At 62.8% G+C, this 24,350-nt stretch carries 21 protein-coding genes; 15 read left to right on the forward strand and 6 right to left on the reverse strand.

Annotated elements, in window-relative coordinates; genetic code table 11:
- Positions 1 to 93 precede the first annotated feature (93 nt).
- Entirely contained in the window at positions 94 to 438 is a 345-nt protein-coding gene (locus Q1B16_RS09755) for an antibiotic biosynthesis monooxygenase (protein WP_299787234.1), read from the reverse strand.
- On the reverse strand, positions 435 to 758 hold the full coding sequence (locus Q1B16_RS09760) for an NIPSNAP family protein (RefSeq protein ID WP_299787237.1): 324 nt from the start codon (positions 756 to 758) through the stop codon (positions 435 to 437). Before Q1B16_RS09760 ends, Q1B16_RS09755 begins: the two co-directional genes overlap by 4 nt.
- A gap of 103 nt (positions 759 to 861) precedes the next feature.
- Between Q1B16_RS09760 and Q1B16_RS09765 the strand changes: the two genes are divergently transcribed.
- A complete protein-coding gene (locus Q1B16_RS09765; protein WP_299787240.1) occupies positions 862 to 1,560 on the forward strand; it encodes a winged helix-turn-helix domain-containing protein in 699 nt (232 codons plus the stop codon).
- On the opposite strand, the gene Q1B16_RS09770 is transcribed toward Q1B16_RS09765, so the two are convergent.
- On the reverse strand, positions 1,538 to 4,522 hold the full coding sequence (locus Q1B16_RS09770) for an error-prone DNA polymerase (protein WP_299787243.1): 2,985 nt from the start codon (positions 4,520 to 4,522) through the stop codon (positions 1,538 to 1,540). The two genes, Q1B16_RS09765 and Q1B16_RS09770, sit on opposite strands and share 23 nt — an antisense overlap.
- A gap of 107 nt (positions 4,523 to 4,629) precedes the next feature.
- The gene (locus Q1B16_RS09775) at positions 4,630 to 5,367 is read right to left on the reverse strand and encodes a 4'-phosphopantetheinyl transferase superfamily protein (protein WP_299787246.1); all 738 of its coding nucleotides are present in this window, start codon (positions 5,365 to 5,367) and stop codon (positions 4,630 to 4,632) included.
- A gap of 103 nt (positions 5,368 to 5,470) precedes the next feature.
- Between Q1B16_RS09775 and Q1B16_RS09780 the strand changes: the two genes are divergently transcribed.
- The 5 genes from Q1B16_RS09780 to rlmH all read left to right on the forward strand — a co-directional run bounded on the left by Q1B16_RS09780 (position 5,471) and on the right by rlmH (position 10,600).
- Positions 5,471 to 6,154 (forward strand): hypothetical protein, encoded by a 684-nt coding sequence (locus Q1B16_RS09780; protein WP_299787248.1) that lies wholly within the window; start codon positions 5,471 to 5,473, stop codon positions 6,152 to 6,154.
- Positions 6,155 to 6,238: 84 nt separating this feature from the next.
- The gene (gene deoC / locus Q1B16_RS09785; RefSeq protein WP_299787251.1) at positions 6,239 to 7,225 is read left to right on the forward strand and encodes a deoxyribose-phosphate aldolase; all 987 of its coding nucleotides are present in this window, start codon (positions 6,239 to 6,241) and stop codon (positions 7,223 to 7,225) included.
- A gap of 33 nt (positions 7,226 to 7,258) precedes the next feature.
- On the forward strand, positions 7,259 to 9,607 hold the full coding sequence (locus tag Q1B16_RS09790; RefSeq protein WP_299787254.1) for an aldehyde dehydrogenase family protein: 2,349 nt from the start codon (positions 7,259 to 7,261) through the stop codon (positions 9,605 to 9,607).
- 152 nt (positions 9,608 to 9,759) lie between these two features.
- Positions 9,760 to 10,125: a ribosome silencing factor gene (gene rsfS, locus Q1B16_RS09795; protein ID WP_299787257.1), complete on the forward strand. Its 366-nt coding sequence runs from the start codon at positions 9,760 to 9,762 to the stop codon at positions 10,123 to 10,125.
- 1 nt (position 10,126) lies between these two features.
- Positions 10,127 to 10,600, forward strand: a complete 474-nt coding sequence (rlmH, locus tag Q1B16_RS09800; RefSeq protein ID WP_299787260.1) for a 23S rRNA (pseudouridine(1915)-N(3))-methyltransferase RlmH — start codon at positions 10,127 to 10,129, stop codon at positions 10,598 to 10,600.
- Positions 10,601 to 10,607: 7 nt separating this feature from the next.
- Here the strand turns inward: rlmH and Q1B16_RS09805 are convergent, their stop codons facing one another.
- Positions 10,608 to 11,411, reverse strand: a complete 804-nt coding sequence (locus Q1B16_RS09805) for an undecaprenyl-diphosphate phosphatase (protein ID WP_299787264.1) — start codon at positions 11,409 to 11,411, stop codon at positions 10,608 to 10,610.
- Positions 11,412 to 11,631: 220 nt separating this feature from the next.
- Between Q1B16_RS09805 and Q1B16_RS09810 the strand changes: the two genes are divergently transcribed.
- Genes Q1B16_RS09810 through gltB form a run of 3 tightly spaced genes read left to right on the forward strand, consistent with a single transcriptional unit; the run spans position 11,632 to position 18,058 of the window.
- Complete coding sequence (locus Q1B16_RS09810) at positions 11,632 to 13,065, forward strand: NAD(P)-dependent oxidoreductase (protein WP_299787267.1); 1,434 nt, start codon at positions 11,632 to 11,634, stop codon at positions 13,063 to 13,065.
- On the forward strand, positions 13,062 to 13,523 hold the full coding sequence (locus tag Q1B16_RS09815) for a GFA family protein (RefSeq protein ID WP_299787270.1): 462 nt from the start codon (positions 13,062 to 13,064) through the stop codon (positions 13,521 to 13,523). Before Q1B16_RS09810 ends, Q1B16_RS09815 begins: the two co-directional genes overlap by 4 nt.
- The gene (gene gltB / locus Q1B16_RS09820) at positions 13,520 to 18,058 is read left to right on the forward strand and encodes a glutamate synthase large subunit (protein WP_299787273.1); all 4,539 of its coding nucleotides are present in this window, start codon (positions 13,520 to 13,522) and stop codon (positions 18,056 to 18,058) included. The genes Q1B16_RS09815 and gltB overlap by 4 nt, the downstream gene beginning before the upstream one ends.
- A gap of 58 nt (positions 18,059 to 18,116) precedes the next feature.
- Here gltB and Q1B16_RS09825 read toward each other — a convergent pair whose 3' ends face one another.
- Positions 18,117 to 18,449 (reverse strand): hypothetical protein, encoded by a 333-nt coding sequence (locus Q1B16_RS09825; protein WP_299787276.1) that lies wholly within the window; start codon positions 18,447 to 18,449, stop codon positions 18,117 to 18,119.
- A 157-nt stretch (positions 18,450 to 18,606) separates the two neighbouring features.
- Here Q1B16_RS09825 and mtgA point away from each other — a divergent pair, with 157 nt between their 5' ends.
- The 6 genes from mtgA (at position 18,607) to msrA (ending at position 24,305) form a co-directional block, all read left to right on the forward strand.
- On the forward strand, positions 18,607 to 19,392 hold the full coding sequence (gene mtgA, locus Q1B16_RS09830) for a monofunctional biosynthetic peptidoglycan transglycosylase (protein ID WP_299787279.1): 786 nt from the start codon (positions 18,607 to 18,609) through the stop codon (positions 19,390 to 19,392).
- Positions 19,393 to 19,509: 117 nt separating this feature from the next.
- On the forward strand, positions 19,510 to 20,175 hold the full coding sequence (locus Q1B16_RS09835) for a glutathione S-transferase family protein (protein ID WP_299787282.1): 666 nt from the start codon (positions 19,510 to 19,512) through the stop codon (positions 20,173 to 20,175).
- A gap of 75 nt (positions 20,176 to 20,250) precedes the next feature.
- A complete protein-coding gene (queG, locus tag Q1B16_RS09840) occupies positions 20,251 to 21,279 on the forward strand; it encodes a tRNA epoxyqueuosine(34) reductase QueG (RefSeq protein ID WP_299787285.1) in 1,029 nt (342 codons plus the stop codon).
- Entirely contained in the window at positions 21,279 to 23,288 is a 2,010-nt protein-coding gene (locus Q1B16_RS09845) for a hydantoinase/oxoprolinase family protein (RefSeq protein WP_299787288.1), read from the forward strand. The genes queG and Q1B16_RS09845 overlap by 1 nt, the downstream gene beginning before the upstream one ends.
- A 64-nt stretch (positions 23,289 to 23,352) precedes the next feature.
- Positions 23,353 to 23,802, forward strand: a complete 450-nt coding sequence (gene msrB, locus Q1B16_RS09850) for a peptide-methionine (R)-S-oxide reductase MsrB (protein WP_299787291.1) — start codon at positions 23,353 to 23,355, stop codon at positions 23,800 to 23,802.
- The gene (gene msrA, locus Q1B16_RS09855) at positions 23,799 to 24,305 is read left to right on the forward strand and encodes a peptide-methionine (S)-S-oxide reductase MsrA (RefSeq protein WP_299787294.1); all 507 of its coding nucleotides are present in this window, start codon (positions 23,799 to 23,801) and stop codon (positions 24,303 to 24,305) included. Before msrB ends, msrA begins: the two co-directional genes overlap by 4 nt.
- Positions 24,306 to 24,350 lie beyond the last annotated feature (45 nt).

The following is a 24,350-nucleotide window of genomic DNA, read 5'->3' on the forward strand; positions in this document are numbered from 1 at the left end:
CTGGTTTCTTTTGCCCGTGATGAGGCAACGCGTTTTCCCGGCGTTGTGCAGTTTGCAAAGTTGTGTTTGCATATTTGCAGAACAATGAAGGTGTCAGCCGTGCACCTTGACGCTGTCCTCGGGCGCCTGATCCCGGTCGAACATGCCGTAGTCGCGCATGACGTGGCACACGCGCAGACGGTAATCCGAGAAGACGCCATTGCGGCCTTTCGATTGCGCATTGCGATGCGCCGCCAGCTTGCGCCAGCGCAGGACCGCGTCTTCGTCCTCGAAGAAACTGATCGAGAGCAGCTTGTCCGGGTTGGTCAGGCTTTGGAAGCGTTCGACCGAGATGAAGCCTTCGACTTGCTCCACCATGGGGCGCATGGCGGCGGCGATGTCGAGATAGGCGTCTTTCTGGCCCTCGGCCGGCATGACTTCGAAGATGATGGCAATCATATTGGGTTCCCGTGTGGCGTGGAGCAGAGTTTCAGGAAGGTGCGGTCCTCGCGCAAGAGGAACTTCTCTTTCTGGGCGAAGGCGTAGTTTTCCCGGCCCAGCGGATCGGCTGCAAGGCGGGAGCGGTAGGCTTCGTATTCCGCAAGGCTTTCAATGGTGTAGATGCCGTAAGCCAGCGTGCTCGATCCTTCATGCGGAGCGTAATAGCCGATCAGGTTGGCGCCGCAACGGGGGATCGCCTGACCCCAGTTGCGGGCGTAGGTTTCGAATTGCGCTTTCTTGGTGGGGTCGATCCGGTAGCGGATGATGCAGGTGAGCATGTCGTTTCCTTTCGTTGCCGACCCTGTGTGGCACGGTTTGTGGCGGGGACACTTCGATGCAGATCGAATTGTGCGCGTCGTTTCCGCGTGTAAGGTGGTTCCCGTGAAACACGGACCTGACATCGCCCGCATCGCGTCGCTGATCGGAGACCCTGCCCGGGCGAACATCCTGACGGCGTTGATGAGCGGAAAAGCGTTGACCGCCAGTGAGTTGGCGGCAGAGGCCGGGGTGTCGCCGTCGACGGCGTCGTCGCATCTGGGTCGTTTGTCCGAGGGCGGCCTGGTCAGGGAGGCGCGGCAGGGGCGGCACAAGTATTTCGCGCTGGCAGGCGAAGAGGTGGCGCAGGTGCTGGAGGCTTTGATGGGGTTTGCGGCTGGACAGGGGCATTTGCGAACCCGGACCGGGCCGAAGGATGCGCAATTGCGCGAGGCGCGGGTGTGTTACAACCATCTGGCCGGGACGCGGGGCATACAGCTTTACGACAGTCTTTTCGCGCGGGATTTCATGGTGTTGGAGGGAGACGTGCCGCGCCTGACCGAGGCGGGAGTGAGCTTTGTGCGCGATCTCGGCGTGGATTTTGACCATTTGGTAAAATCCCGCGCACCCGTCTGCCGGACCTGTCTGGACTGGAGCGCGCGGCGGCCGCATCTGGCGGGGTCGTTGGGGCGGGCGCTGCTCAAGCGGTTCGAGATGATGGGTTGGACCTACCGGGTGCGGGATACGCGGATCGTGTCCTTCACGAGTGAGGGATTGCGGCAGTTCAATGGGGCGTTCCCGGTCAATCCGGCGCCCCGCGTGTGACGGGGAGCGGCATGGGCGGTTTGTACGGTTGGCCCCCTGAAACGTACGGTGCCACCGTACGGTTCGGCTCCGGCGTCAGGATGTGGCGGAGCAGCGCCACCGGGTGGCGGCGCAGGGTCAGGCGCATGGCGACGTAATCCTCGACCACCTGTTCGCCTTCGGTCATCTGCGGCAAGAGGGCTGCAGGTTCGACGATGCCTTCGCCATCCATATCACCGTCGAAGAGCGGCAGGGTCTTGCGGGTGGTGAGCGCCTTGGCTTCCCACAGGGCGTCGCGGCGGGTGAGGCCGATGTCGCGGAACACGTCCGCTTCGGCCAGACGGGCGATGGTCGCGGGGTCCAGCCCGGCGCGGCGCCAGAGGTCGCCGACGCTCTGGTAGCCGTTGCCGCGCCCGGCGGCGATCCAAGACGCGTCTTCCTCGTTCAGGCCCTTGATCTGACGGAACCCCAGACGCAGGGCGAGGCCGCCCTTGGCGTCGGGTTCCATGACATTGTCCCAGAAGCTGGCATTGATGCAGACGGGCAGGACGGTCACACCATGTTCGCGGGCGTCGCGGACGATCTGGGCGGGGGCGTAAAAGCCCATCGGCTGGGAGTTCAGCAGCGCGCAGGCGAAGATGCCGGGGTGGTGGTGTTTGATCCAGGCGGAGGCATAGACCAGCAGGGCAAAGCTGGCGGCGTGGCTTTCGGGGAAGCCGTAGGAACCGAAGCCCTCGATCTGGGAAAAGCAGCGTTCGGCGAAATCCTCGTCATAGCCGTTGTTGCGCATGCCGCGCATGAAGAGGGTGCGGAATTCGCTGACGCTCCCGTGTTTCTTGAACGTGGCAAGCGATCGGCGCAAGCGGTCGGCCTGTTCGGGGGTGAAGCCCGCGCCGACGATGGCGATCTGCATCGCCTGTTCCTGAAACAGTGGCACGCCGAGGGTTTTGCCAAGGACTGCGCCGAGTTCATCGGATGGAAAGCTCACCTCCTCTTCGCCGTTGCGGCGGCGGATATAGGGGTGGACCATGTCGCCCTGGATCGGGCCGGGGCGGATGATCGCCACCTCGATCACCAGATCGTAGAAGGTGCGCGGTTTCATGCGCGGCAGGAAGTTCATCTGCGCGCGGGATTCGACCTGAAACACCCCGATCGTATCGGCACGGCAGAGCATGTCGTAGACGTCCGGGTCTTCGGGGGGCAGGGTGGCAAGGCTGTAGGTCTGGCCGTGATGCAGGGTCATCAGGTCGAACCCCTTGCGGATGCAGGAGAGCATCCCGAGCGCCAGCACATCCACCTTGAGGATGCCCAGCGCGTCGATATCGTCCTTGTCCCAGCAGATGACGGTGCGATCCTCCATCGTGGCGTTTTCAATGGGCACGAGTTCATCGAGTCTACCTTCGGTGATGATGAAACCGCCGACGTGTTGGCTGAGGTGACGGGGGAAGCCGATGATCTCGAAGATCAGCTCCATCGTCAGGCGCAGACGGTGATCGTTGGGATCGAGACCGATCTCGCGCATGCGCTGTTCTTCGAGCCCGTTGGTCGAGAAGAAGCCCCAGAGTTGCGAGCTGAGCGCGCCGATGGTGTCCTGTGACAGGCCCATCGCCGCACCCACCTCGCGGATGGCGCGTTTGCCGCGGTAGTGGATGACGGTGGCGCAGAGGCCCGCGCGGTGGCGGCCGTATCTTTCGTAGATGTGCTGGATCACCTCTTCACGGCGTTCGTGTTCGAAATCGACGTCAATGTCGGGCGGCTCGTCGCGCGCCTCGGAGACGAAACGTTCGAAGACCATCGTTCCCATCTCGGGAGAGACCGAGGTGACGCCGAGGCAATAGCAGACCACGGAATTCGCCGCAGACCCGCGCCCTTGACACAAGATGCCGCGGGAGCGGGCGAAATCGACGATGTCGCGCACGGTCAGGAAATAGGGTTCGTAGTTCAGCTTTTCGATCAGGGCCAGTTCGTGTTTGAGCAGGCGTTTGACCTTGTCCGTCGCGCCAAAGGGATAGCGCCATTTCATGCCTTCATAGGCAAGGCGGGTGAGCCTTTGGGTGGCGGTTTCATTGCCCGTGATCTCGCTCGGGTATTCGTAACGGAGCTGGCCGAGGTCGAAATGGCAGTCCTGCGCAAGCTGCGCGGCGCGATCCACGGCAGCCGCGTGCGGGCCGAGCAGGCGGCGCATTTCGGGGCCAGAGCGCAGGCGTTGTTCGCCATTGGCCAGCGCCTGGGTGCCCAGTTCGTCGACGCGGCAGCCTTCGCGGATGGCGGTGACCACATCGGCCATGCGGCGGCGGCGGCCGTGATGCATGATCGGCATAGCCGAGGCGATGGTGGGCAGGCCGAGGTCGGATGCGAGTCTTGCGTGGCGGTCGAAGCGGTGTTGGTCCTGCCCGTCGTAACGCGGGCTGAGGATGAGATAGGTCGCCCCGGGAAAGCGGCGCGACAGCCGGTCCGCCTGTGTCCGCCAATCGCCCGCGCCGGGGGGCGCGCTTTGCGGCCGTGTCGGCGGGTGCAGGAGCCAGTGCAGACCGTCGGTGCAGGCCAGAAGGTCGTCCAGCGTGAGGTGGCAACAGCCCTTGGGCGCGCGGGTGCGGCCCTTGGTGATCAGGCGGCACAGCTGCGCCCAGCCCGTGCGGGTGCTGGCCAGCGCAGTGGCGGTGAAGCCGGTATCGGTGACGATCCTTGCCCCGGGGATGAGGCGCGGGACATGGGTGAGGATCTGTGCGCGCCGGTGGGGGATATGGTCGGGAACGGGTGGGCCGATGGGGCCGTGTTTCGCCTCTTGCTCGGCCCGTTCCTTGAGGGTGCGCCGGATCTGTTTTCCTTCGGTCCAGGCGCGGACGATGCCGGCGACGGTATTGGTGTCGGTGATGGCGATGGCCGCAAGGCCCAGCGTGCTGGCACGCTCCATGTATTCCTCGGGGTGGGAGGCCCCGGTGAGGAAGGTGAAGTTGGACGTGATCGACAACTCGGCGAACATGCCCTTCTTTTATGTTCTTCTTTTGTTCTTAATCAATGATTCGCGCCCTGCCGGACGATCTGTCCTTTGGGAACGGGCGGTTTTGCATATTTGGAAAAAGAAGAAGATCAGACGGAAGGCACGGACAGCCAGGTCAGCACATGGGTGTCGGTCAGGCGGTAGTGGATGTCGAAGCGCCGACCCCTGGTGATGTCTTCGGTGAGATCGGTGGTCAGGGACAGGGTCAGAATGCCGTCCTTTGGCGGGGCGGTCAGTTCGGCGGCGTCGAAGCCGAAATGGCGCCCGACGCCTGGGTAGAGCGCCTTGAACAGGGCCTCCTTGGCGGAGAAGGCCAGCGTGGCGCTGGTTGCGGCGGGTAGAGGGCCTTGCGTGATCGTGTGACCTTCGCGCGCGAACAGGGTTTCCGACAGGATCGCTTTGAGGCTGCGGCCTTGGGCGATCGCCTCGGTGTCGACGCCGTAGCTGTGGCTCGTGTCGCGCGACAGCAGGCAGGCGCAGCGGCCCCGCGCGTGACTGATCGACCCGGCAAGGCCGGTGGGCCAAAGAGGCGCGCGATTGGGTTGCGGGATGATCGGACTTGGCGGATGTTCGAGGACCGCCATCGCGGCCTGCGCCATGGCGCGCCCGGCCAGGAACTCGGCGCGGCGCTTGTCGACGGCGCGGTCCAGAGATGCGGGGCAGGGAATGTCGAGGGCCGCGAACAGCGATTGGGAAAAGGCCGTGCCGTTGTAGCGCGCGGTGACCAGAACGGCGTTCGGGATCAGGCTGTCCTCCAGTGCGATATCGGACAGGAAGCCTGTCGAGCGGGTTTGCAGGTCGAGGAGGGCAGTTTGGGTCATTGTCATTTGGAATCCTCGCAAGTCCGTGCGCGGTCAAGTGAAATCGCCTCCGGATTTACTTGGGCGGCGCGGGGCGATAGGCGTTCTGGGACAGAAGGAGACGGTTTCCATGTCGGAACGAGCCCGGACCCGGGGGGTCATGTACGTGGCGTGGGGGAAGGCCCATGTGGATGTCGCGCGGCGGTCGGCGGCGTCGGTGAAGACGCACAATCCGGGGATGTCCTGCGCGATCTGGTGTGCGGCGGATGACGACACCAGCGGCTTCGATCAGAGCTTTGTCATTCCGCCCGAGATGACCCGGCCCAAGGTCGGGGCGCTGAAGCTGAGCCCTTATGACGAGACGCTGTATCTGGACAATGACACCATGATCCGGGCCGATCTGTCGTCCTTGTTCGATCTGTTGCGGAAATTCGATCTGTGCGGGGCGCATGTCATGTTGTGGCATCGCCCGCGCCACAGGCGGATGTGGCAGACCGAAGTGCCCGAAACGTTTCCCGAGATCAATTGCGGGGTGCTCTTGTACCGCAAGACTGCGGCGACCGAGGCCTTCTTCGACGATTGGCAAGCGGCGTATGACGCGGCTGGCATGAAGATCGACCAGCCGACCTTTCGCGAAACCCTGTGGAATTCGGACCTGCGGTTCTACGTTTTTCCGCCGCAGTACAACAAGCGCATCTTCGAGGCATCGGAGCTGATCTATTCGGATCAGCCGAAGCCGCGTATCCTGCATCTGCCGATCCTGCGCCCGCAGAAGAATGCCGTGAAGCGGTGGTTTGCGAACCTGATCCGGTAGGAGCAAAGCGATCCTACGCGGCGTCGTGGCTTGTGCGCGGTCGGAGGCCGTGTCAGCATCCGTGTTCAAGGAGTGAGTTGATCCATGCAGACGACACAGACGGATAGGGTGCATTTGCCGCAGACGCTCGAGCCGCGCAATCCCGGCATGGCGCTGGACCTCGATTGGGTGATGCGCGCGACCGCGAACCGCTCGGCGATCGAGCGGCGCGCGGCGACGTTGCCGGGGCGGCGGTCGGTGAAGAAAGAGCACCAGGCGGCGTGGCTGTGCCGGGCGATCACCTGCATCGACCTGACGACATTGGCGGGGGACGACACGGTAGGCCGGGTGAACCGGCTTTGTGCCAAGGCGCGTCAGCCGGTGCGGGCCGACCTGCTCGAGGTGCTTGGCATGGACGGGCTGACCGTCGGTGCGGTCTGTGTGTATCACGACATGGTCGAGGCGGCAGTGGCCGCTTTGGACGGGTCGGGGATTCCGGTTGCGGCTGTGTCCACCGGGTTTCCGGCGGGTCTTTCGCCGTTCCATCTGCGTGTGGCGGAGATCGAGGAAAGCGTGAAGGCGGGTGCGGCCGAGATCGACATCGTGATCTCGCGCCGGCATGTGCTGACCGGGAACTGGCAGGCGCTGTACGACGAGATGCGCGCCTTTCGCGCGGCCTGTGGTGAGGCGCATGTGAAGGCGATCCTGGCGACGGGCGAGCTGGGCACGTTACAGAACGTGGCGCGCGCGTCGCTGGTCTGCATGATGGCGGGGGCGGATTTCATCAAAACCTCGACCGGCAAGGAAAGCGTCAACGCCACGCTGCCGGTGTCGCTGGTGATGATCCGGGCGATCCGGGAGTTCCACGAGGCGACGGGATACCGGGTCGGCTACAAGCCTGCGGGTGGGATTTCGAAGGCGAAGGATGCGCTGGTTTACCTGGCGCTGATCAAGGAAGAGCTGGGCGACCGATGGTTACAGAACGATCTGTTCCGCTTCGGCGCGTCGTCGCTTCTGGGCGATATCGAACGGCAGTTGGAACATCATGTGACGGGGGCCTATTCGGCCTCCTGGCGGCATGCCATTGGATAGGTCGCGTTTGCATATTTTTGAAAAGAAGAAGCCATGACCGTGCGAGAGAAATTCGAAACGATGGATTATGGGACCGCGCCGGAATCGGCGGCGGATGCCTTGGCTTGGCTTGTCGATCAGGGTGATCGCTTCGGGCATTTCATCGGCGGCGCGATGACCGATCCGGGTGATGTGTTCGAAAGCCGCAATCCGGCGACGGGCGAGGTTCTGGCGCATGTGACGCAAGCCACCCAAGCGGATGTCGACGCGGCTGTGGCAGCGGCGCGCAAGGCGCAGAAGGGCTGGGCCAAGCTCGGCGGGCCGGGGCGCGCGCGGTATATCTACGCGCTCGCTCGGCTTTTGCAGAAACATGCGCGGTTGTTCGCGGTGTTGGAGACATTGGACAACGGCAAGCCGATCCGGGAAAGCCGCGACATCGACGTGCCATTGGCGCAGCGGCATTTCTACTATCACGCCGGTCAGGCGCAGTTGTTCGACAGTGAATATGCGGGACGCGCCGCGCATGGCGTGTGCGGGCAGGTCGTGCCGTGGAATTTCCCGCTCTTGATGCTGGCGTGGAAGGTGGCCCCTGCCTTGGCGGCGGGCAACACGTTGGTTTTGAAGCCCGCGGAATATACCTCGCTGACTGCCTTGCTGTTTGCAGATATCTGCCGACAGGCGGGGCTGCCGAAGGGCGTGGTCAACATCGTGACCGGCGACGGGGCGGTGGGCGAGATGATCGTCACGCACCCGGATGTGGACAAGGTGGCCTTTACTGGATCTACCGCTGTCGGGCGTCGGATTCGCGCGGCGACCGCCGGTTCCGGAAAGGCGCTGACTTTGGAACTGGGCGGCAAGTCGCCCTATATCGTGTTCGAGGATGCGGATCTGGACTCCGCTGTCGAAGGACTGGTCGATGCGATCTGGTTCAACCAAGGGCAGGTCTGTTGTGCCGGGTCGCGGCTCTTGGTGCAGGAAGGTGTCGCGGAGCGGTTTCATGCCAAGCTGCGGGCGCGGATGGACAAGCTGCGGGTCGGCTCGCCATTGGACAAATCGATCGACGTAGGCGCGATTGTCGATTCCAAGCAGTTGGACACCATCACGCGGCTGGTCGATGGCAATACGGCAGGCGAGACCTATCGCGCGACTTGCGAGATGCCGGACACGGGCTGTTTCTATCCGCCGACCCTGATCACCGGGCTGGGGACAGCTGATCCGCTGATGCAGGAAGAGATCTTTGGCCCGGTTCTGGTTGGTACGACCTTCCGCACCCCGTCCGAGGCCGTCGAGGTGGCGAACAACACGCGTTACGGGCTGGCGGCGACATTGTGGAGCGAGAACATCAATGTCGCTTTGGACATCGCGCCGAAGTTGGCGGCGGGGGTGGTCTGGGTGAACGGCACCAATATGTTCGATGCTGCCGCTCCTTTTGGCGGTATCCGTGAAAGCGGGTTCGGGCGCGAAGGCGGGCCGGAAGGGATGATGGCCTATACGCGGCCCTCTGGCACCGGCAAGACGCTGGGGAAGATCGAGGGCTTCGGCAGCGGGCCGGATGCGGAACCGCAGGCGGTGGACCGGACGGCGAAGCTCTATGTCGGTGGTAAGCAGGTGCGGCCTGACGGGGGCTATGCCTACGAGGTGTTCACCAAGTCGGGCAAGCTGATCGGGCAAGCCCCCTTGGCCAACCGCAAGGACGTGCGCAACGCGGTCGAGGCGGCGCAGAGTGCCAAGGGCTGGGCCGGGACAACGGCGCATCTTCGGGCGCAAATCCTTTACTACATCGCCGAGAACCTCGCGGCCCGGAAAGACGAGTTTGCCACCCGGATCAACCAGATGACGGGCGCGCGCACGGGGGCCAAAGAGTTGGATGTGTCGGTGAACCGCCTATTCACTTATGCCGCCTGGGCCGACAAGTTCGACGGGCGTGTGGCGCAAGTGCCATTGCGGGGTGTGGCGCTTGCCATGCGCGAGCCTTGTGGTGTGATCGGGGCGATTTGCCCGGACGATGTGCCACTTCTGGGGCTGGTGTCGGTGATGGCCCCCGCCATCGCCATGGGTAACCGGGTGGTGCTTGTGGCGTCCGAACCCTTCCCGCTGGCCGCGACGGATTTCTATCAGGTGCTGGACACCTCGGACGTGCCGGGCGGAGTGGTCAATATCCTCACCGGTCGGCACGCGGAGCTGGCGCCGACGCTGGCGCAGCACATGGATGTGGAGGCGGTCTGGTCGTTCTCGTCCTCGGATCTCTCGGCAGAGATCGAGAGGGGGGCCACGCTCAATCTCAAGCGGACATGGGTCAACAATGGCCATACACGCGATTGGATGGGCCCCGAGGGCGAGGGGCGGAGCTTCCTTGATGCAGCGACGGAAACCAAGACTGTCTGGGTTCCCTATGGCGCATGATCGCCAATTTTTCCCCGGGTCATTGAGAATTCACCTATGCGATGTTATTTTGATGCTACCCAGCGTCGGGGCGGAACGGCGCGTCTATCAAGGAGGACGATGTCCTGTCTTTTCAATCGGATGTGGCACATGCCGCTGACGGGGGTCTGCCGATGACCGGTACGCCCGAAACCGGATCAGCCAGCGAAGCGACGCTCGCGGCGATTCTTTCTGAACTCAACGACAACAAAGCCGAAGACATCGTGCAGATCGACCTGCGCGGAAAGTCCTCTATCGGCGACTACATGGTTGTCTGCTCGGGTCGGTCGACCCGTCAGGTGGCGGCTCTGGCGGACAAGCTGCTGGAGATGCTCAAATCCGAACGCGGAATCCTGTCCAAGGTCGAGGGCAAGGAAACCGGCGATTGGGTGCTGATCGATACGGGAGATGTGATTGTACACATCTTCCGGCCGGAAGTGCGCGAATTCTACCAGTTGGAAAAGATGTGGCTCCCGGCAGGGGCGGCCCTGACCAACTAGGATGCGGGTGCATCTTCGCGCCGTCGGGCGGCTTGCGGGCCGCTCGGAGGAACGCGCGCTGGTCGATGATTATCTGACCCGGTTCGGACAGACCGGGCGCGGTCTTGGGTGGCGCTTCGAGGGCGAGACCGAGGTCGAAGACAAGAAGAACGGCGGGATGGCAGCGGAGGCGGCGCTGTTGCGGGCCTCCATCCCGGCCGGTTCCTTGGTCGTCTGTCTGGATGAGCGCGGGTTTTTGATGTCCTCGCCGGATTTTGCCAGAAAATTGCAGGGATGGGCCGATCAGGGGCGGTCCGACGTGACCTTCGTCATCGGAGGGGCGGACGGAATCGATCCGTCGCTGCGTGCGGATGCGGATATGCTGTTGTCCTTTGGCAAGATGGTCTGGCCGCACAAACTGGTGCGGGTGATGATTGCCGAACAATTGTACCGCGCCGCGTCGATCGTCGCCGGAACGCCCTACCACCGCGACTGACGATCGGTCAGGTGTAGGCGATGATGAGCAGGATCACACCGAGGATCACGCGGTAGATCACGTAGGGTGTGAAACTGACGGATTTCAGCAAAGCAAACATCAGTTTCAGCGCGGCCAAGGCTGCGACGAAGGCGAAGACCGCGGCGATGGCGGCATCGCGGAACAGCGCCATATGCGCTTCCTGGGCAACCTCGACCGTCAGGAATGCGCCAGAGGCGATGATCGTCGGGATCGACATGAGCATCGCCAGACGCGCGGCGCTTTCACGGTCGTAGCCGAGTTGCCGAGCGGCCGTGATCGTGATGCCCGAGCGCGAGGTGCCCGGGATCAGGGCAAGCGCCTGCCACAGGCCCATGATCACCGCGTCTTTCAGGCTCCAGTTCGCCGTGCGTTTAACCTCGGGGCCGGTCTGGTCCGCCCAGTAAAGAACAACACCGAAAATGAGCATCATCCAACCGATCACAGCGGTGGAGCGGAGCATGTCGTTATAGCCCGACAGTTTCAGGGCGAGGCCAAGAAGGACCACGGGCACTGTTGCGACAAGCAGGCAGAGCGCCCAGAACGCGCCTTGCGTGTCTACGCGACCCTTCGCCAATCGGCCCAGCCCCAAGGTGACAACCTTAACGTCGGACCAGAAATACAGTATAACCGCAAACAGCGTGCCAACATGAACAGCGACATCGAGCGCCTGACCCTGATCGGTCATCCCGGTCAGATTCGGGAGAAGAATCAGGTGGCCTGACGACGAAACCGGAAGAAATTCCGTAACACCCTGAATCAATGCGAGGATCAGCAGATGGGTCAGGGTCATGAGGAACTGTCCGAAGTCGTAGGATGCGTCGGGTATAAAGTGTTAAAAACCAATAGGAAGCGATAATTTAAGTCCGTTTCGGACCTATTTTAGCTGCATCGCAGCGCGATCGCTGAGGTCGAGGTCTGAAAAATCGTAAAAAAGGTCAGTATGACTGACTTTTCTTTCCAGTCAGTCTTCTATAATCAGACGCGACCAGTTGCAGGGAAGGACGTGAGTCATGGCGAAACAGCCGATGTTGAAATTCGTGCAGGTTGCACGCGACATGCCCACGAAGCGTGAGGCTGAACAGCGGCGCGAGGACTTCCATGAGATCTATGCCGAATATGCCGATGCGAAAGCCAAGGAACAGGCGAGCCGGTGTTCGCAATGCGGCGTGCCGTATTGTCAGTCGCATTGCCCGCTGCACAACAACATCCCCGATTGGCTGCGTCTGACCGCCGAAGGCAGATTGCAGGAGGCATACGAGATTAGCCAAGCGACAAACACGTTTCCAGAGATCTGCGGCCGCATCTGCCCGCAAGACCGTCTTTGCGAGGGCAATTGTGTCATCGAACAGTCCGGTCACGGCACTGTCACCATCGGCGCGGTCGAGAAATACATCACCGACACCGCCTGGGAAGAAGGCTGGGTCCAGCCGATCAAGCCTGCGCATGAACGGAAGGAAAGCGTTGCCATCATCGGCGCCGGTCCCGGAGGACTGGCGGCAGCGGACGTGCTGCGCCGACAGGGTGTGCAAGTGACCGTGTACGACCGCTATGACCGCGCTGGCGGGTTGCTGACCTATGGCATTCCGGGCTTCAAGCTTGAAAAGCCGGTTGTGATGCGTCGCAACGAGCAGCTTGAACAAGGCGGTGTGCGCTTTGTCCTGAACTGCAACATCGGCGAGGACATGAGTTTCGAGGAGATCCGCGAACAACATGACGCGGTGATCATCGCGACGGGTGTCTACAAATCGCGCGATCTGGCGGGTCCGGGGTCGGGTGCCGATGGGATCGTCAAGGCGCTGGACTTTTTGACCGTGTCCAACCGCAAGAGCTTTGGTGATGACGTGGCCGAGTTCGACAGCGGAAAGCTGAACGCCGAAGGCAAGAAGGTTGTCGTGATCGGCGGGGGCGACACCGCGATGGATTGCGTGCGCACTGCGATCCGCCAAGGGGCGACATCGGTGAAATGCCTGTATCGCCGCGACCGCGCCAACATGCCCGGCTCGCAGCGCGAGGTGCAGAATGCGGAGGAAGAAGGCGTGCAGTTCGAATGGTTGACCGCGCCGAAGGGCTTTACCGGCGATCCTGTGGACGGCGTGATCGTCGAACGCATGCGTCTGGGCTTGCCAGATGCAACCGGTCGCCAGATGCCCGAAGTGATCGAGGGGTCCGACTATGTCGAACCCGCCGATTTGGTGATCAAGGCGCTGGGGTTCGAGCCGGAAGCACTGCCGACGCTTTGGGGTGTGCCCGAGCTTGAGGTCACGCGCTGGGGTACCATCAAGGCCGAGTTCACAACAGGCGCCACCGCGCTTCCGGGCGTCTATGCCGTGGGTGACATCGTTCGGGGTGCTTCGCTTGTCGTCTGGGCGATCCGCGATGGACGAGACTGCGCCGATGCGGTGCTGCGCCAGTTGCACGGCGCGAGCGCCGTCGCTGCGGAATGAGCGATCTCGTCGCCCCGTATCGTCGGACGGGTACGTTGGAGGGGGCTTGCCTTTGCGGCTCCGTCCGCGTGACGATCGACGGCGATTACGTGGCCGCCGTGGGCGTCTGCCATTGCGGCATGTGCCAGCGCTGGAACGGGGTCGTGTTCGGCTGCTTTGCCGCCTCGGCCGAGGCGGTGACGATCACCGGGCCAGTGACCCGCCACGCGTCGTCGGAATTTGCCGAACGCGCGTTCTGTGCGACCTGCGGCAGCCATCTCTGGATGCGGAACACGCAGCCCGAGGACGATTACGAATTCATGCCGGGGCTTTTCCCGGATGCGGCGGAGTTTCCGCTGATCTCTGAAATCTACGCTGACCACGCGCCAGCCTATGTGTCGCTTGCGGGCGATCACAAACGTGCCACGCGCGACGAATACGAAGCGAAAAACCTCTTTGTCGAAGGAGACACGCCATGACCAAGTATGACGCAGATTGGGTTGCCGGAGAGGAAGCCAAGCGCAAGTGGATGGCCGAAAACGGTCTCTATTCCGAAGAGGACGAACATTCGTCCTGTGGTGTTGGCCTCGTAGTCAGCCTTGATGGCAAACCGTCGCGAAAGGTGGTCGAGGCCGGGATCGATGCGCTCAAGGCGATCTGGCACCGGGGGGCTGTCGATGCCGACGGAATGACCGGCGATGGCGCGGGTATTCACGTTCAGATCCCCGTATCGTTCTTCTACGATCAGATCGAACGCACCGGGCACACGCCGCGCATGAACGAGTTGATGGCCATTGGCCAGGTGTTCCTGCCGCGTACGGATTTCGGGGCGCAGGAGATCTGCCGCACGATCGTGGAAACCGAGGTGCTGCGGATGGGCTATTCCATCTATGGCTGGCGGCACGTTCCGGTGAATGTCGATTGTCTTGGTGAAAAGGCCAACGCGACCCGTCCTGAGATCGAGCAGATCATCATCTCGAACTCCAAGGGCGTGGACGAGGAAACCTTCGAACGCGAGCTGTACGTCATTCGCCGCCGGATCGAGAAAGCGGCTGCCGCGGCGGGTGTCGGCCAGCTTTACATCGCGTCGCTGTCCTGCCGGTCGATCATCTACAAGGGGATGATGCTCGCCGAGCAGGTGGCGGAGTTCTATCCCGATCTTCAGGACAAGCGGTTCGAGAGCGCCTTCGCGATCTACCACCAGCGCTATTCCACCAACACCTTCCCGCAGTGGTGGCTGGCACAGCCGTTCCGCATGCTCGCGCATAACGGTGAGATCAACACGCTCAAGGGCAACGTCAACTGGATGAAGAGCCACGAGATCCGCATGGCGTCGGGCGCGTTCGGTGACATGGCCGAGGATATCAAGCCGATCATCGCCAATGGCGCGTCGGATTCGGCGGCTTTGGATGCGGTGTTCGAAGTGCTCGTGCGCGCCGGGCGCAATGCGCCGATGGCCAAGACCATGCTGATCCCTGAATCGTGGTCCAAGCAGGCCATCGAACTGCCCGAGGCGTGGCGTGATATGTATTCCTACTGCAACTCGGTAATGGAGCCGTGGGACGGCCCTGCCGCCCTTGCCATGACCGATGGCCGTTGGGTCTGCGCCGGGTTGGACCGCAACGGCCTGCGTCCGATGCGCTATGTCGTGACCGGGGATGGGATGCTGATCGCAGGGTCTGAGGCAGGCATGGTGCCGATCGACGAAGGCACCGTGCGCGAAAAGGGCGCGCTTGGTCCGGGGCAGTTGCTGGCCGTCGATATGAAAGAGGGCAAGCTGTACCACGACACCGAGATCAAGGATCGTCTGGCCGCAAGCCAGCCTTTCGGTGAATGGGTCGGCAAGATCAATGAATTGGACGAAGACCTCGCCAAGGTGACCGAAACCGCGATGTTCGAGGGCGCGGAGCTGCGCCGTCGCCAGATCGCGGCCGGTTACACCATCGAAGAGCTGGAACAAATCCTCGCGCCGATGGCGGAGGACGGCAAGGAAACAATCGCGTCGATGGGAGACGACACCCCGTCTGCGGTGCTGTCCAAGAAGTACCGCCCGTTGTCGCATTACTTCCGCCAGAACTTCAGCCAGGTGACCAACCCGCCGATCGACAGCTTGCGTGAATTCCGGGTGATGAGCCTCAAGACACGGTTTGGGAACCTCAAGAACGTATTGGACGAGTCGAGCGCGCAGACCGAAATCCTCGTGCTGGACAGCCCGTTCGTCGGGAACGCGCAGTTCAAGGAACTGGCCAATCACTTCAATGCGGGCCTGTGCGAGATCGACTGTACCTTCCCGGCAACTGGTGAACATGGCGCGTTGCAGGTGGCCTTGGAGCGGATTCGTTCCGAAGCCGAAGATGCCGTGCGCTCGGGTGCGGGACATATCATCCTCACGGACGAGCATTGTGGCGGCGACAAGGTTGCGATGCCGATGATCCTTGCCACCAGCGCGGTGCACAGCCATCTGACACGCAAGGGGCTGCGCACCTTCTGTTCGCTGAACGTTCGGTCGGCGGAATGTATCGACCCGCACTACTTCGCCGTTCTGATCGGCGCGGGCGCGACCGTTGTGAACGCCTATCTGGCCGAGGATTCTCTCAACGACCGGATCAAGCGGGGTCTCTTGGACCTCACGCTGACCGAAGCGGTGGCCAAGTACCGTGAAGCGGTCGATCAGGGCTTGCTCAAGATCATGTCGAAGATGGGCATCTCGGTCATCTCGTCTTATCGCGGCGGTCTCAACTTTGAGGCTGTCGGCCTGAGCCGCGCCATGTGTGCGGAATACTTCCCCGGTATGCTCAGCCGCATTTCCGGCATCGGCCTGAACGGCTTGCAGCGCAAGGCCGAAGAGATCCATGCGCTGGGCTTCCGGGGCGGTCAGGATGTTCTGCCCATCGGCGGCTTCTACAAAGCCCGCAAAACCGGTGAGACCCATGCTTGGGGTGCGCAGACCATGCACCTCATGCAGATGGCGTGTAACAAGGCCTCCTACGAGATCTGGAAAACCTATTCCAAGGCGATGCAGGCGAACCCGCCGATCCATCTGCGCGACCTCTTGGCGATCAAGCCTTTGGGCGAACCGATCCCGCTGGAGCAGGTGGAGAGCATCACCAGCATCCGCAAGCGGTTCGTGACGCCGGGAATGTCGCTGGGCGCGCTGTCGCCCGAGGCGCACAAGACGCTGAACGTGGCGATGAACCGGATCGGCGCAAAGTCCGACAGCGGCGAGGGCGGCGAAGATCCGGCGCATTTCGTGCCGGAGCCGAACGGCGACAACCCGTCTGCCAAGATCAAGCAGGTGGCGTCGGGCCGTTTTGGTGTGACCGCCGAGTACCTGAACCAGTGTGAAGAGCTCGAGATCAAGGTGGCACAAGGGGCCAAGCCCGGTGAGGGTGGCCAGCTTCCGGGAATGAAGGTCACTGACCTGATCGCCCGCCTGCGCCATTCGACCAAGGGTGTGACGCTGATCTCTCCGCCGCCGCACCACGACATCTATTCGATCGAAGACCTCGCGCAGCTGATCTACGACCTCAAGCAGATCAACCCACGCTGCAAGGTGACGGTCAAGCTGGTGGCTTCCAGTGGCGTTGGCACGATTGCCGCCGGTGTGGCCAAGGCCAAGGCGGATGTGATCCTGATTTCCGGCCACAACGGCGGCACGGGTGCGTCGCCCGCGACCAGCATCAAGTATGCCGGTCTGCCGTGGGAAATGGGCCTGACCGAGGCGCATCAGGTTCTGTCGATGAACAAGCTGCGGGATCGCGTGACCCTGCGCACCGATGGTGGTCTGCGCACCGGACGTGACATCGTCATGGCGGCGATGCTTGGTGCCGAAGAGTACGGTATCGGCACCGCCGCGCTGATCGCGATGGGCTGCATCATGGTGCGTCAGTGCCAGTCGAACACCTGCCCGGTCGGTGTGTGTACGCAGGATGAAGAGCTGCGGGCCAAGTTCACCGGGAACGCTGACAAGGTCGTCAACCTCATCACCTTCTACGCGCAGGAAGTGCGGGATGTGCTGGCCTCTATCGGGGCGCGGTCGCTGGATGACGTGATCGGGCGTGCGGACCTGTTGTCTCAGGTTTCGCGCGGATCGGATCACCTTGACGATCTGGACCTCAACCCGCTCTTGATCCGGGTCGATGGGTCGGATGACATCGTTTACGACCGCAACCGCCCGCGCAACGCGGTGCCGGATACGCTGGACGCCGAAATCGTCCGCGACGCGGCGCGCTTCCTTGAGGATGGTGAGAAGATGCAACTGTCCTACGCGGTGCAGAACACGCACCGGACCGTGGGCACCCGCACCTCTAGCCATATCGTTCGGAAGTTCGGGATGCGCAACGCGCTTCAGCCGAACCACCTGACGGTGAAACTCACCGGTTCCGCAGGCCAGTCGCTGGGGGCATTCGCCGCGCCCGGCCTCAAGCTCGAGGTGTCGGGTGATGCGAACGACTACGTCGGTAAGGGCCTGTCGGGCGGCACCATCGTGGTGCGTCCGCCGATGATGTCTCCGCTGGTTGCGGCGGATAACACGATCATCGGCAACACGGTCCTCTACGGTGCGACCGATGGCTACCTCTTTGCCGCCGGGCGTGCCGGCGAACGGTTTGCCGTACGGAACTCGGGTGCAAAGGTCGTGGTCGAGGGCTGTGGATCGAACGGGTGCGAATACATGACCGGTGGCGTTGCCGTGATCCTTGGCGATATCGGCGCCAACTTCGGCGCGGGTATGACTGGCGGTATGGCGTATCTCTATGATCCCGAAGGCAAGGCCGAGGCGCTGATGAACATGGAAAGCCTCGTGACCTGTTCGGTGACGGTCGATCACTGGGAAAACCAGTTGAAAGGCCTGATCGAACGGCATGCCGATGAAACGATGAGCCGCAAGGCGCAGGACATCCTTCAGCACTGGGATCTTGAACTGCGGAACTTCGTGCAGGTGTGCCCGAAAGAGATGCTGGACAAGATTCCGCATCCCCTGGGGATCGAGAAAACGGCCGTTCCTGCCGAGTAGATCGCAGCGAAGAAGGACCAGAAAGCCCGGTGCACGCGCCGGGCTTTTTTCGTCAGCCTCAGGGAAGCAGCGCGACGATGGTAAGGGCGGAAGGGACAACAGCGGCCAGCACAATCGCCGGAGCCTTGTGGCGCGCCCTCCGTATACAGCCGCCGAAGAGGAGACCGAGCCCGATCATTCCGCCGGGTAAGGCGACCGTTCCGATCATGGCGATGGCGATCCACGTTTCGATGTAGTCCCCCTGTGCCAGGAGCCAGAGCGTCAGTGTCGCGACTCCGGCCGCGAGGGATGTTGCAGAGCCGCTGACGAGCGCTTGGGCGGGCAGGGTCACGAAAAGCGCGAGCAACAGCCCGAAGAGGTAAAAGCCACAATATAGGATCAGGATCAGCATGTGATTGGTGTCGCGGAATCTTTGCGAAACGTAAACCTTTTCATGGTCTTGCCATGTCCATGCCGCGCTTGAACCGGATTCGGGTGTTATCTTCGGCAGGCGACGAAACGATGGTGGGATGTTTTCTTGGATGACGGTTGCGCCTAATGTGCCTTCGATGACAGGCGGAAAATCCAAAACAACGTCGCAGCAGGGGCCGAAGCCGGACAAGCCCAAGCCGAAGCGGACGCGCAAGACGAAAGAGCCGACGCTTGTCGATCGTATCCTTGCGCCCTATCGCTGGCTGGTGAAATGGACGCTTCGGACCGTCTTGGCGCTGATCCTGCTGGTCCTGTTGGTGGTCGGAGTATTCGGCGTGGTAAATCCTCCGACAACGCATACGATGTGGTCCGAAGGCCGTAGGCTGGGCGCGCCGGTGGACCAGGTCTGGGTCGATGCCGGGGCAATTGCGCCAGTGATGTTCCGATCCGCCGTTGCGGCGGAGGACGCCAATTTCTGCCTGCATTGGGGATTCGACGTGGAGGCGATCCAGGCCGCGATCGAGGCGGGTGGAGCGCGCGGGGCATCGACGATTTCGCAGCAAGTGGTGAAGAACGTGTTTCTCTGGCAGGAACGGTCCTGGGTGCGCAAGGGTCTCGAAGCCGTGCTGACGCCGGTGACAGAGGCGCTTTGGTCGAAACAGCGTATTCTGGAACTGTACCTGAACGTCGCGGAATTCGACGAGGGTGTCTTCGGTGTCCAAGCCGCCGCCGTGCATTACTTTGGGGTGGATGCGCGGGATTTGACCCCATTGCAGGCAGCGCGACTGGCCGCCGTGCTTCCGTCGCCCAAAACGCGGTCGGCCTCGCAGCCGTCGAATGCGGTGGACCGACGCGCGCGGTCGATCCGGGCCGGTGCCGAAACGATCGCGCAGGATGGTCGCGCGCGCTGTTTTCAAGGCTGAGCAGTACAGTGAGACGAAAACCGCGCGCCGGGGATTAAAGCGGGGTGGGGCCATTGTATTGAGCGGCGCTTCACGGCAATTAGAGGGGGCTTACTCCAACTTCGGGACCTGCTTCGCATGGCCAAACTCTATCATGTTCCGTTGTCACCCTTTTGCCGGAAGGTGCGGTTGAGCCTTGCCGAAAAGAAGATCGAGTGCGAGTTGATCGAGGAACGGTACTGGGAAAAAGACCCGGACTTTCTGCGGCGCAACCCGGCCGCGAAGGTGCCGGTGCTCAAGATCGACGGGCGCACGATGGCCGAAAGCGCTGCGATCTGCGAATATCTGGAAGAGAAATACCCCGAACCGCCGCTGATGCCGCGATCGTCAGAAGCGCGTTATGAGGTGCGGCGGCTGGTGGGATGGTTCGACGACAAGTTCCACAATGAAGTGACGTCCAAGCTCTTGTACGAACGGGTGAACAAGAAGGTCACCAAACAAGGGTTCCCGGATTCGGGCAACGTCAAGGCCGGGGCCAAGGCGATCAAGTACCACCTCGACTACATGGCCTGGCTTCTGGATCACCGCCGCTGGCTTGCGGGGGACACGATGACGCTTGCCGATTTCGCAGCTGCTGCGCATCTGTCGTCGCTGGATTACATTCGGGACGTGGACTGGAACCGCAGCGAGGCTGTCAAGGATTGGTATGCCAAGATCAAGTCGCGCCCGGCCTTCCGATCGATCCTTGCCGACCAGGTGCCGGGATTTCCGCAGCCGCCGCACTATGCCGATCTGGATTTCTGATCCCGATGTCGGAGTGAGGGGCCAGCCCCTCACACTCCCCGAAGTATTTTCAGCCCAAAGAAGCAGTTCTGCCAAATGGGTCTGACCGCGCGTATCAAGACGCAGGCCCTGGACGAGGGTTTCGCGTCCTGTCGCATTTGTCGGCCCTGGGATGTTCCGGACGTGCCGGCGCGGCTGAGAGCCTTTCTCGATGCCGGGTATCATGGGCAGATGAGCTGGCTGGCGGACCGGGCGCATTGGCGGTCGGCACCGCAGGTTCTTTGGCCCGAGGCCCGATCCGTGATCATGCTGGCCGAGAATTACGGTCCTGAGCATGATCCGCTTGCGGTTCTGGAGCAACGTCAGCAGGCGGCGATTTCGGTTTATGCGCAGAACCGCGATTATCATGATGTGGTCAAGAAGCGGCTCAAACGCTTGGCGCGGTGGTTGATCGCCGAGGCCGGGGGTGAGGTGAAGGTGTTTGTCGATACCGCACCCGTTCCCGAGAAAGCCTTGGGGCAGGCGGCGGGACTCGGCTGGCAGGGCAAGCACACCAACCTCGTGTCGCGCGAGCTGGGATCCTGGTTCTTCATCGGGTCGGTGTTTACCACGCTGGAGTTGGAGCCGGATGCGGCGGAGGTGGATCATTGCGGGTCGTGCCGCGCCTGTCTGGACGTCTGCCCGACCGATGCGTTTCCGGCCCCGTACCAGTTGGATGCGCGGCGCTGCATTTCGTATCTCACGATCGAGCATCACGGCCCGGTTGATGAAGAGCTCCGGTCGAAATTGGGTAACCGGATCTACGGGTGTGACGATTGCCTTGCCGTGTGCCCCTGGAACAAGTTTGCCCGCCGCGCTGCGGAGGCGAAGTACCACGCGCGCGAGGATCTCTTGGCTCCCGATCTGGCTGAGCTGGCGCTGCTCGACGATACGGCGTTCCGCGCGCGGTTCTCCGGCTCACCGATCAAGCGGATTGGGCGCGGACGGTTTGTCCGCAATGTGCTTTATGCCATCGGCAATTCCGGGTCGGCCCGGTTGCGCGCAGTGGCGCAGCGATTGGTGGACGATCCCGATCCGGTGGTTGCGGATGCGGCGCGCTGGGCGGTCATGCACGGGGACACATGATGGCGATACTCTTGGGCGTCGACACGGGTGGCACCTATACCGATGCGGTTCTGATGCGCGACGAAGACGCGGTGATTGCCAAGGCCAAGGCGCTGACCACGCGGCATGATTTGGCCGAAGGGGTCGGCGCTGCGGTTCGCGCGGTGCTGGATCACTCGGGAGTGTCCCCCGCCGAGATCGCCTTGGCATCGCTCTCGACCACCTTGGCCACGAATGCGCTTGTCGAAGGACAGGGCGCGCGGGTGGCGCTGATCTATATCGGGTTCGCCGAAAAGGATCTTGCCTCTCAGGGCCTGAAGGACGCGCTGGGCGACGATCCTGTCCTGCTGACGCCTGGTGGGCACAGCCATGCCGGGACGGAAGCCGCCCCGCTGGATGCAGGTCTGATCGCCGAGTGGGCGAAGGTGCAGGACGTGTCGGCCTTTGCCATCGCGGCGCAGTTCGGCACCCGCAACCCGGCGCACGAGATCGCCGCGCGCGACGCGGTGCGGGCCGCCACAGGCAAGCCGGTGACCTGTTCGCATGAGCTTTCGGCCAAGCTGGGAGGTCCGAAACGGGCGCTGACGGCGGTGCTGAACGCGCGGTTGATCGGGTTGACGCACCGCCTGATCGGGCGGGCCGAGGGGGCGCTGCGGGAGCTTGGCATCGACGCGCCGCTCATGGTGGTGCGGGGGGACGGCGCGCTCATGTCGGCGGCGCAGGCACAGGAGCGGCCTATCGAGACGATCCTGAGCGGGCCCGCCGCGTCCATCGTCGGCGCGCGCTGGCTGACCGGGGCGGATCATGCGCTGGTGTCGGATGTCGGGGGAACGACGACCGATATTGCGCTGCTGCGTGACGGACGCCCGGTGATCGACCCCGATGGTGCGCGCGTCGGGCAGCATCGCACGATGGTCGAAGCGGTGGCGATGCGCACGCACGGGCTTGGTGGCGACAGCGAGGTGCATGTCGCGGATCAGGGTCTGGAGGCCACTGTCACGCTGGGGCCAAAACGGCTTTTGCCGATTGCCCTGATCGCGCGCGATGCGCCGGAGGTTGTGCATCGCGCGCTGGAGGAACAACTCAACCGAACCGTTCCGGGAGAGCATGACGCGCGCTTCGTGCGCCGAGTGGCCGGGCAGGACGAGGCGGGGTTGAGCGACCGTGCCCGCGCGGTCTTGGACCGTGTGACGGAAACACCGCAGCCCTTGGACCATGTCCTGACCACCCGGCTCGAGGCGCAGGCGCTGCGCAGCCTCGTGGCGCGTGGTTTGGTGCAGGTGGCCGGGGTCACGCCGACTGACGCGTTTCACGTGCTGGGGCGGTTCGACCATTGGGATGCCGATGCTTCGGAAAAGGCATTGCGGCTTTTGGCCCGCAAGCGTGGCGGTTCCGGCAATCGTCACGCGGAAACCGCCGCCGCGATGGCGCAGCGTGTGGTTGATGCCCTGACCACTGCGACGGGAACCGCGCTGATCGAGGCGGCGTTCGCGGCGGATGGTCTGGATGATCCGCAGGGATTGGCGCGGCACGCCTTGTTGCATCGCGGGCTGCGCCGATCCCCCGGGCTGGTCCAGATGACCGCTGCCCTGTCGGTTCCGGTGATCGGCCTCGGCGCGTCGGCCAAAGTGACGTACCCTGCGGTCGGTGCGTTCCTGAACGCGGAAACGCTCTTGCCCGAGGACGGGGATGTGGCGAATGCCATCGGGGCGGTGACGGGGCGCATCAGGATGATCCGCGAAGGCACGGTGACAAGCCCGTCCGAAGGGCGCTACCGGGCGCATATCGGAGAGACGCCGCTGGATTTCCCCGAACCGTCAGCGGCATTGGACGCGTTGGAGGCGGCCTTGCGCAGCGCGGCACAGGCGGATGCCGAAGCGGCGGGTGCCGCATCGGTGCATCTACATGCCAGCCGCCACATCACCCGCACCGAGGTGGAGGCGCGGGAGATCTTCGTCGAAGCCCGGATCGTGGTCGAGGCAACGGGCAGGCCCCGGATCGCCGCTCACGACGCGGCGACGGCCCTGTAACAAGGGTTGGACTTTGGCGCGGGCGCGCCATCTATAGGTCAAGATCACGGACAGGAGGCATCTCATGGCGAAGTACGAAAAGAACACGGACGTCATCGCGACGCTGTCACCCGAACAGTTTTACGTCACGCAGGAAAGCGGGACGGAACGGCCGGGCACGGGCGAATATCTCGACAACAAGGAGCCGGGCATCTACGTCGACATCGTCAGCGGTGAGCCGCTTTTTGCGTCGTCCGACAAGTATGAATCCGGGTGCGGCTGGCCAAGTTTCACCAAGCCGATCGAGCCGGCGCATGTCAACGAATTGCGCGACCTGAGCCACGGGATGATCCGCACCGAGGTGCGGTCGGCCCACGGTGACAGCCATCTCGGGCATGTGTTCCCGGATGGCCCCCAAGACCGGGGCGGTTTGCGCTATTGCATCAATTCCGCCAGCCTGCGGTTCATCCATCGCGACGACATGGAGGCCGAAGGCTATGGCGACTATCTGAACCAAGTGGAGGACGTGGCATGACTGAGCGCGCTGTATTGGCGGGGGGCTGTTTCTGGGGAATGCAGGACCTGATCCGCAAGCTTCCGGGCGTCGAAAAGACCCGTGTCGGCTATACCGGGGGCGATGTTCCGAACGCGACCTATCGCAACCACGGCACCCATGCCGAGGGGATCGAGATCCTGTTTGATCCCGCCAAGATTTCGTTTCGGCAGCTGCTGGAGTTCTTCTTCCAGATCCACGATCCGACCACGCTCAACCGTCAGGGCAATGACCGCGGGATGAGCTATCGGTCGGCGATTTACTATATCGATGAAGATCAGAAGGCTGTGGCTGAGGATACGATTGCCGATGTGAACGCGTCGGGCATCTGGCCCGGCAAGGTCGTGACCGAGGTCGAGCCCGTGGGCGATTTCTGGGAAGCAGAGCCCGAGCATCAGGATTACCTGGAGCGGTTCCCGAACGGCTATACCTGCCACTTTCCGCGCCCCGACTGGGTCCTGCCCAAGCGCGACGCGGCGGAATAAGCGGCGACATATCGGGAAAAGGTCGGGCATCGCTGCCCGGCCTTT

The organism is uncultured Marivita sp. (assembly GCF_947488135.1).
Classification (GTDB): Bacteria; Pseudomonadota; Alphaproteobacteria; order Rhodobacterales; family Rhodobacteraceae; genus Marivita.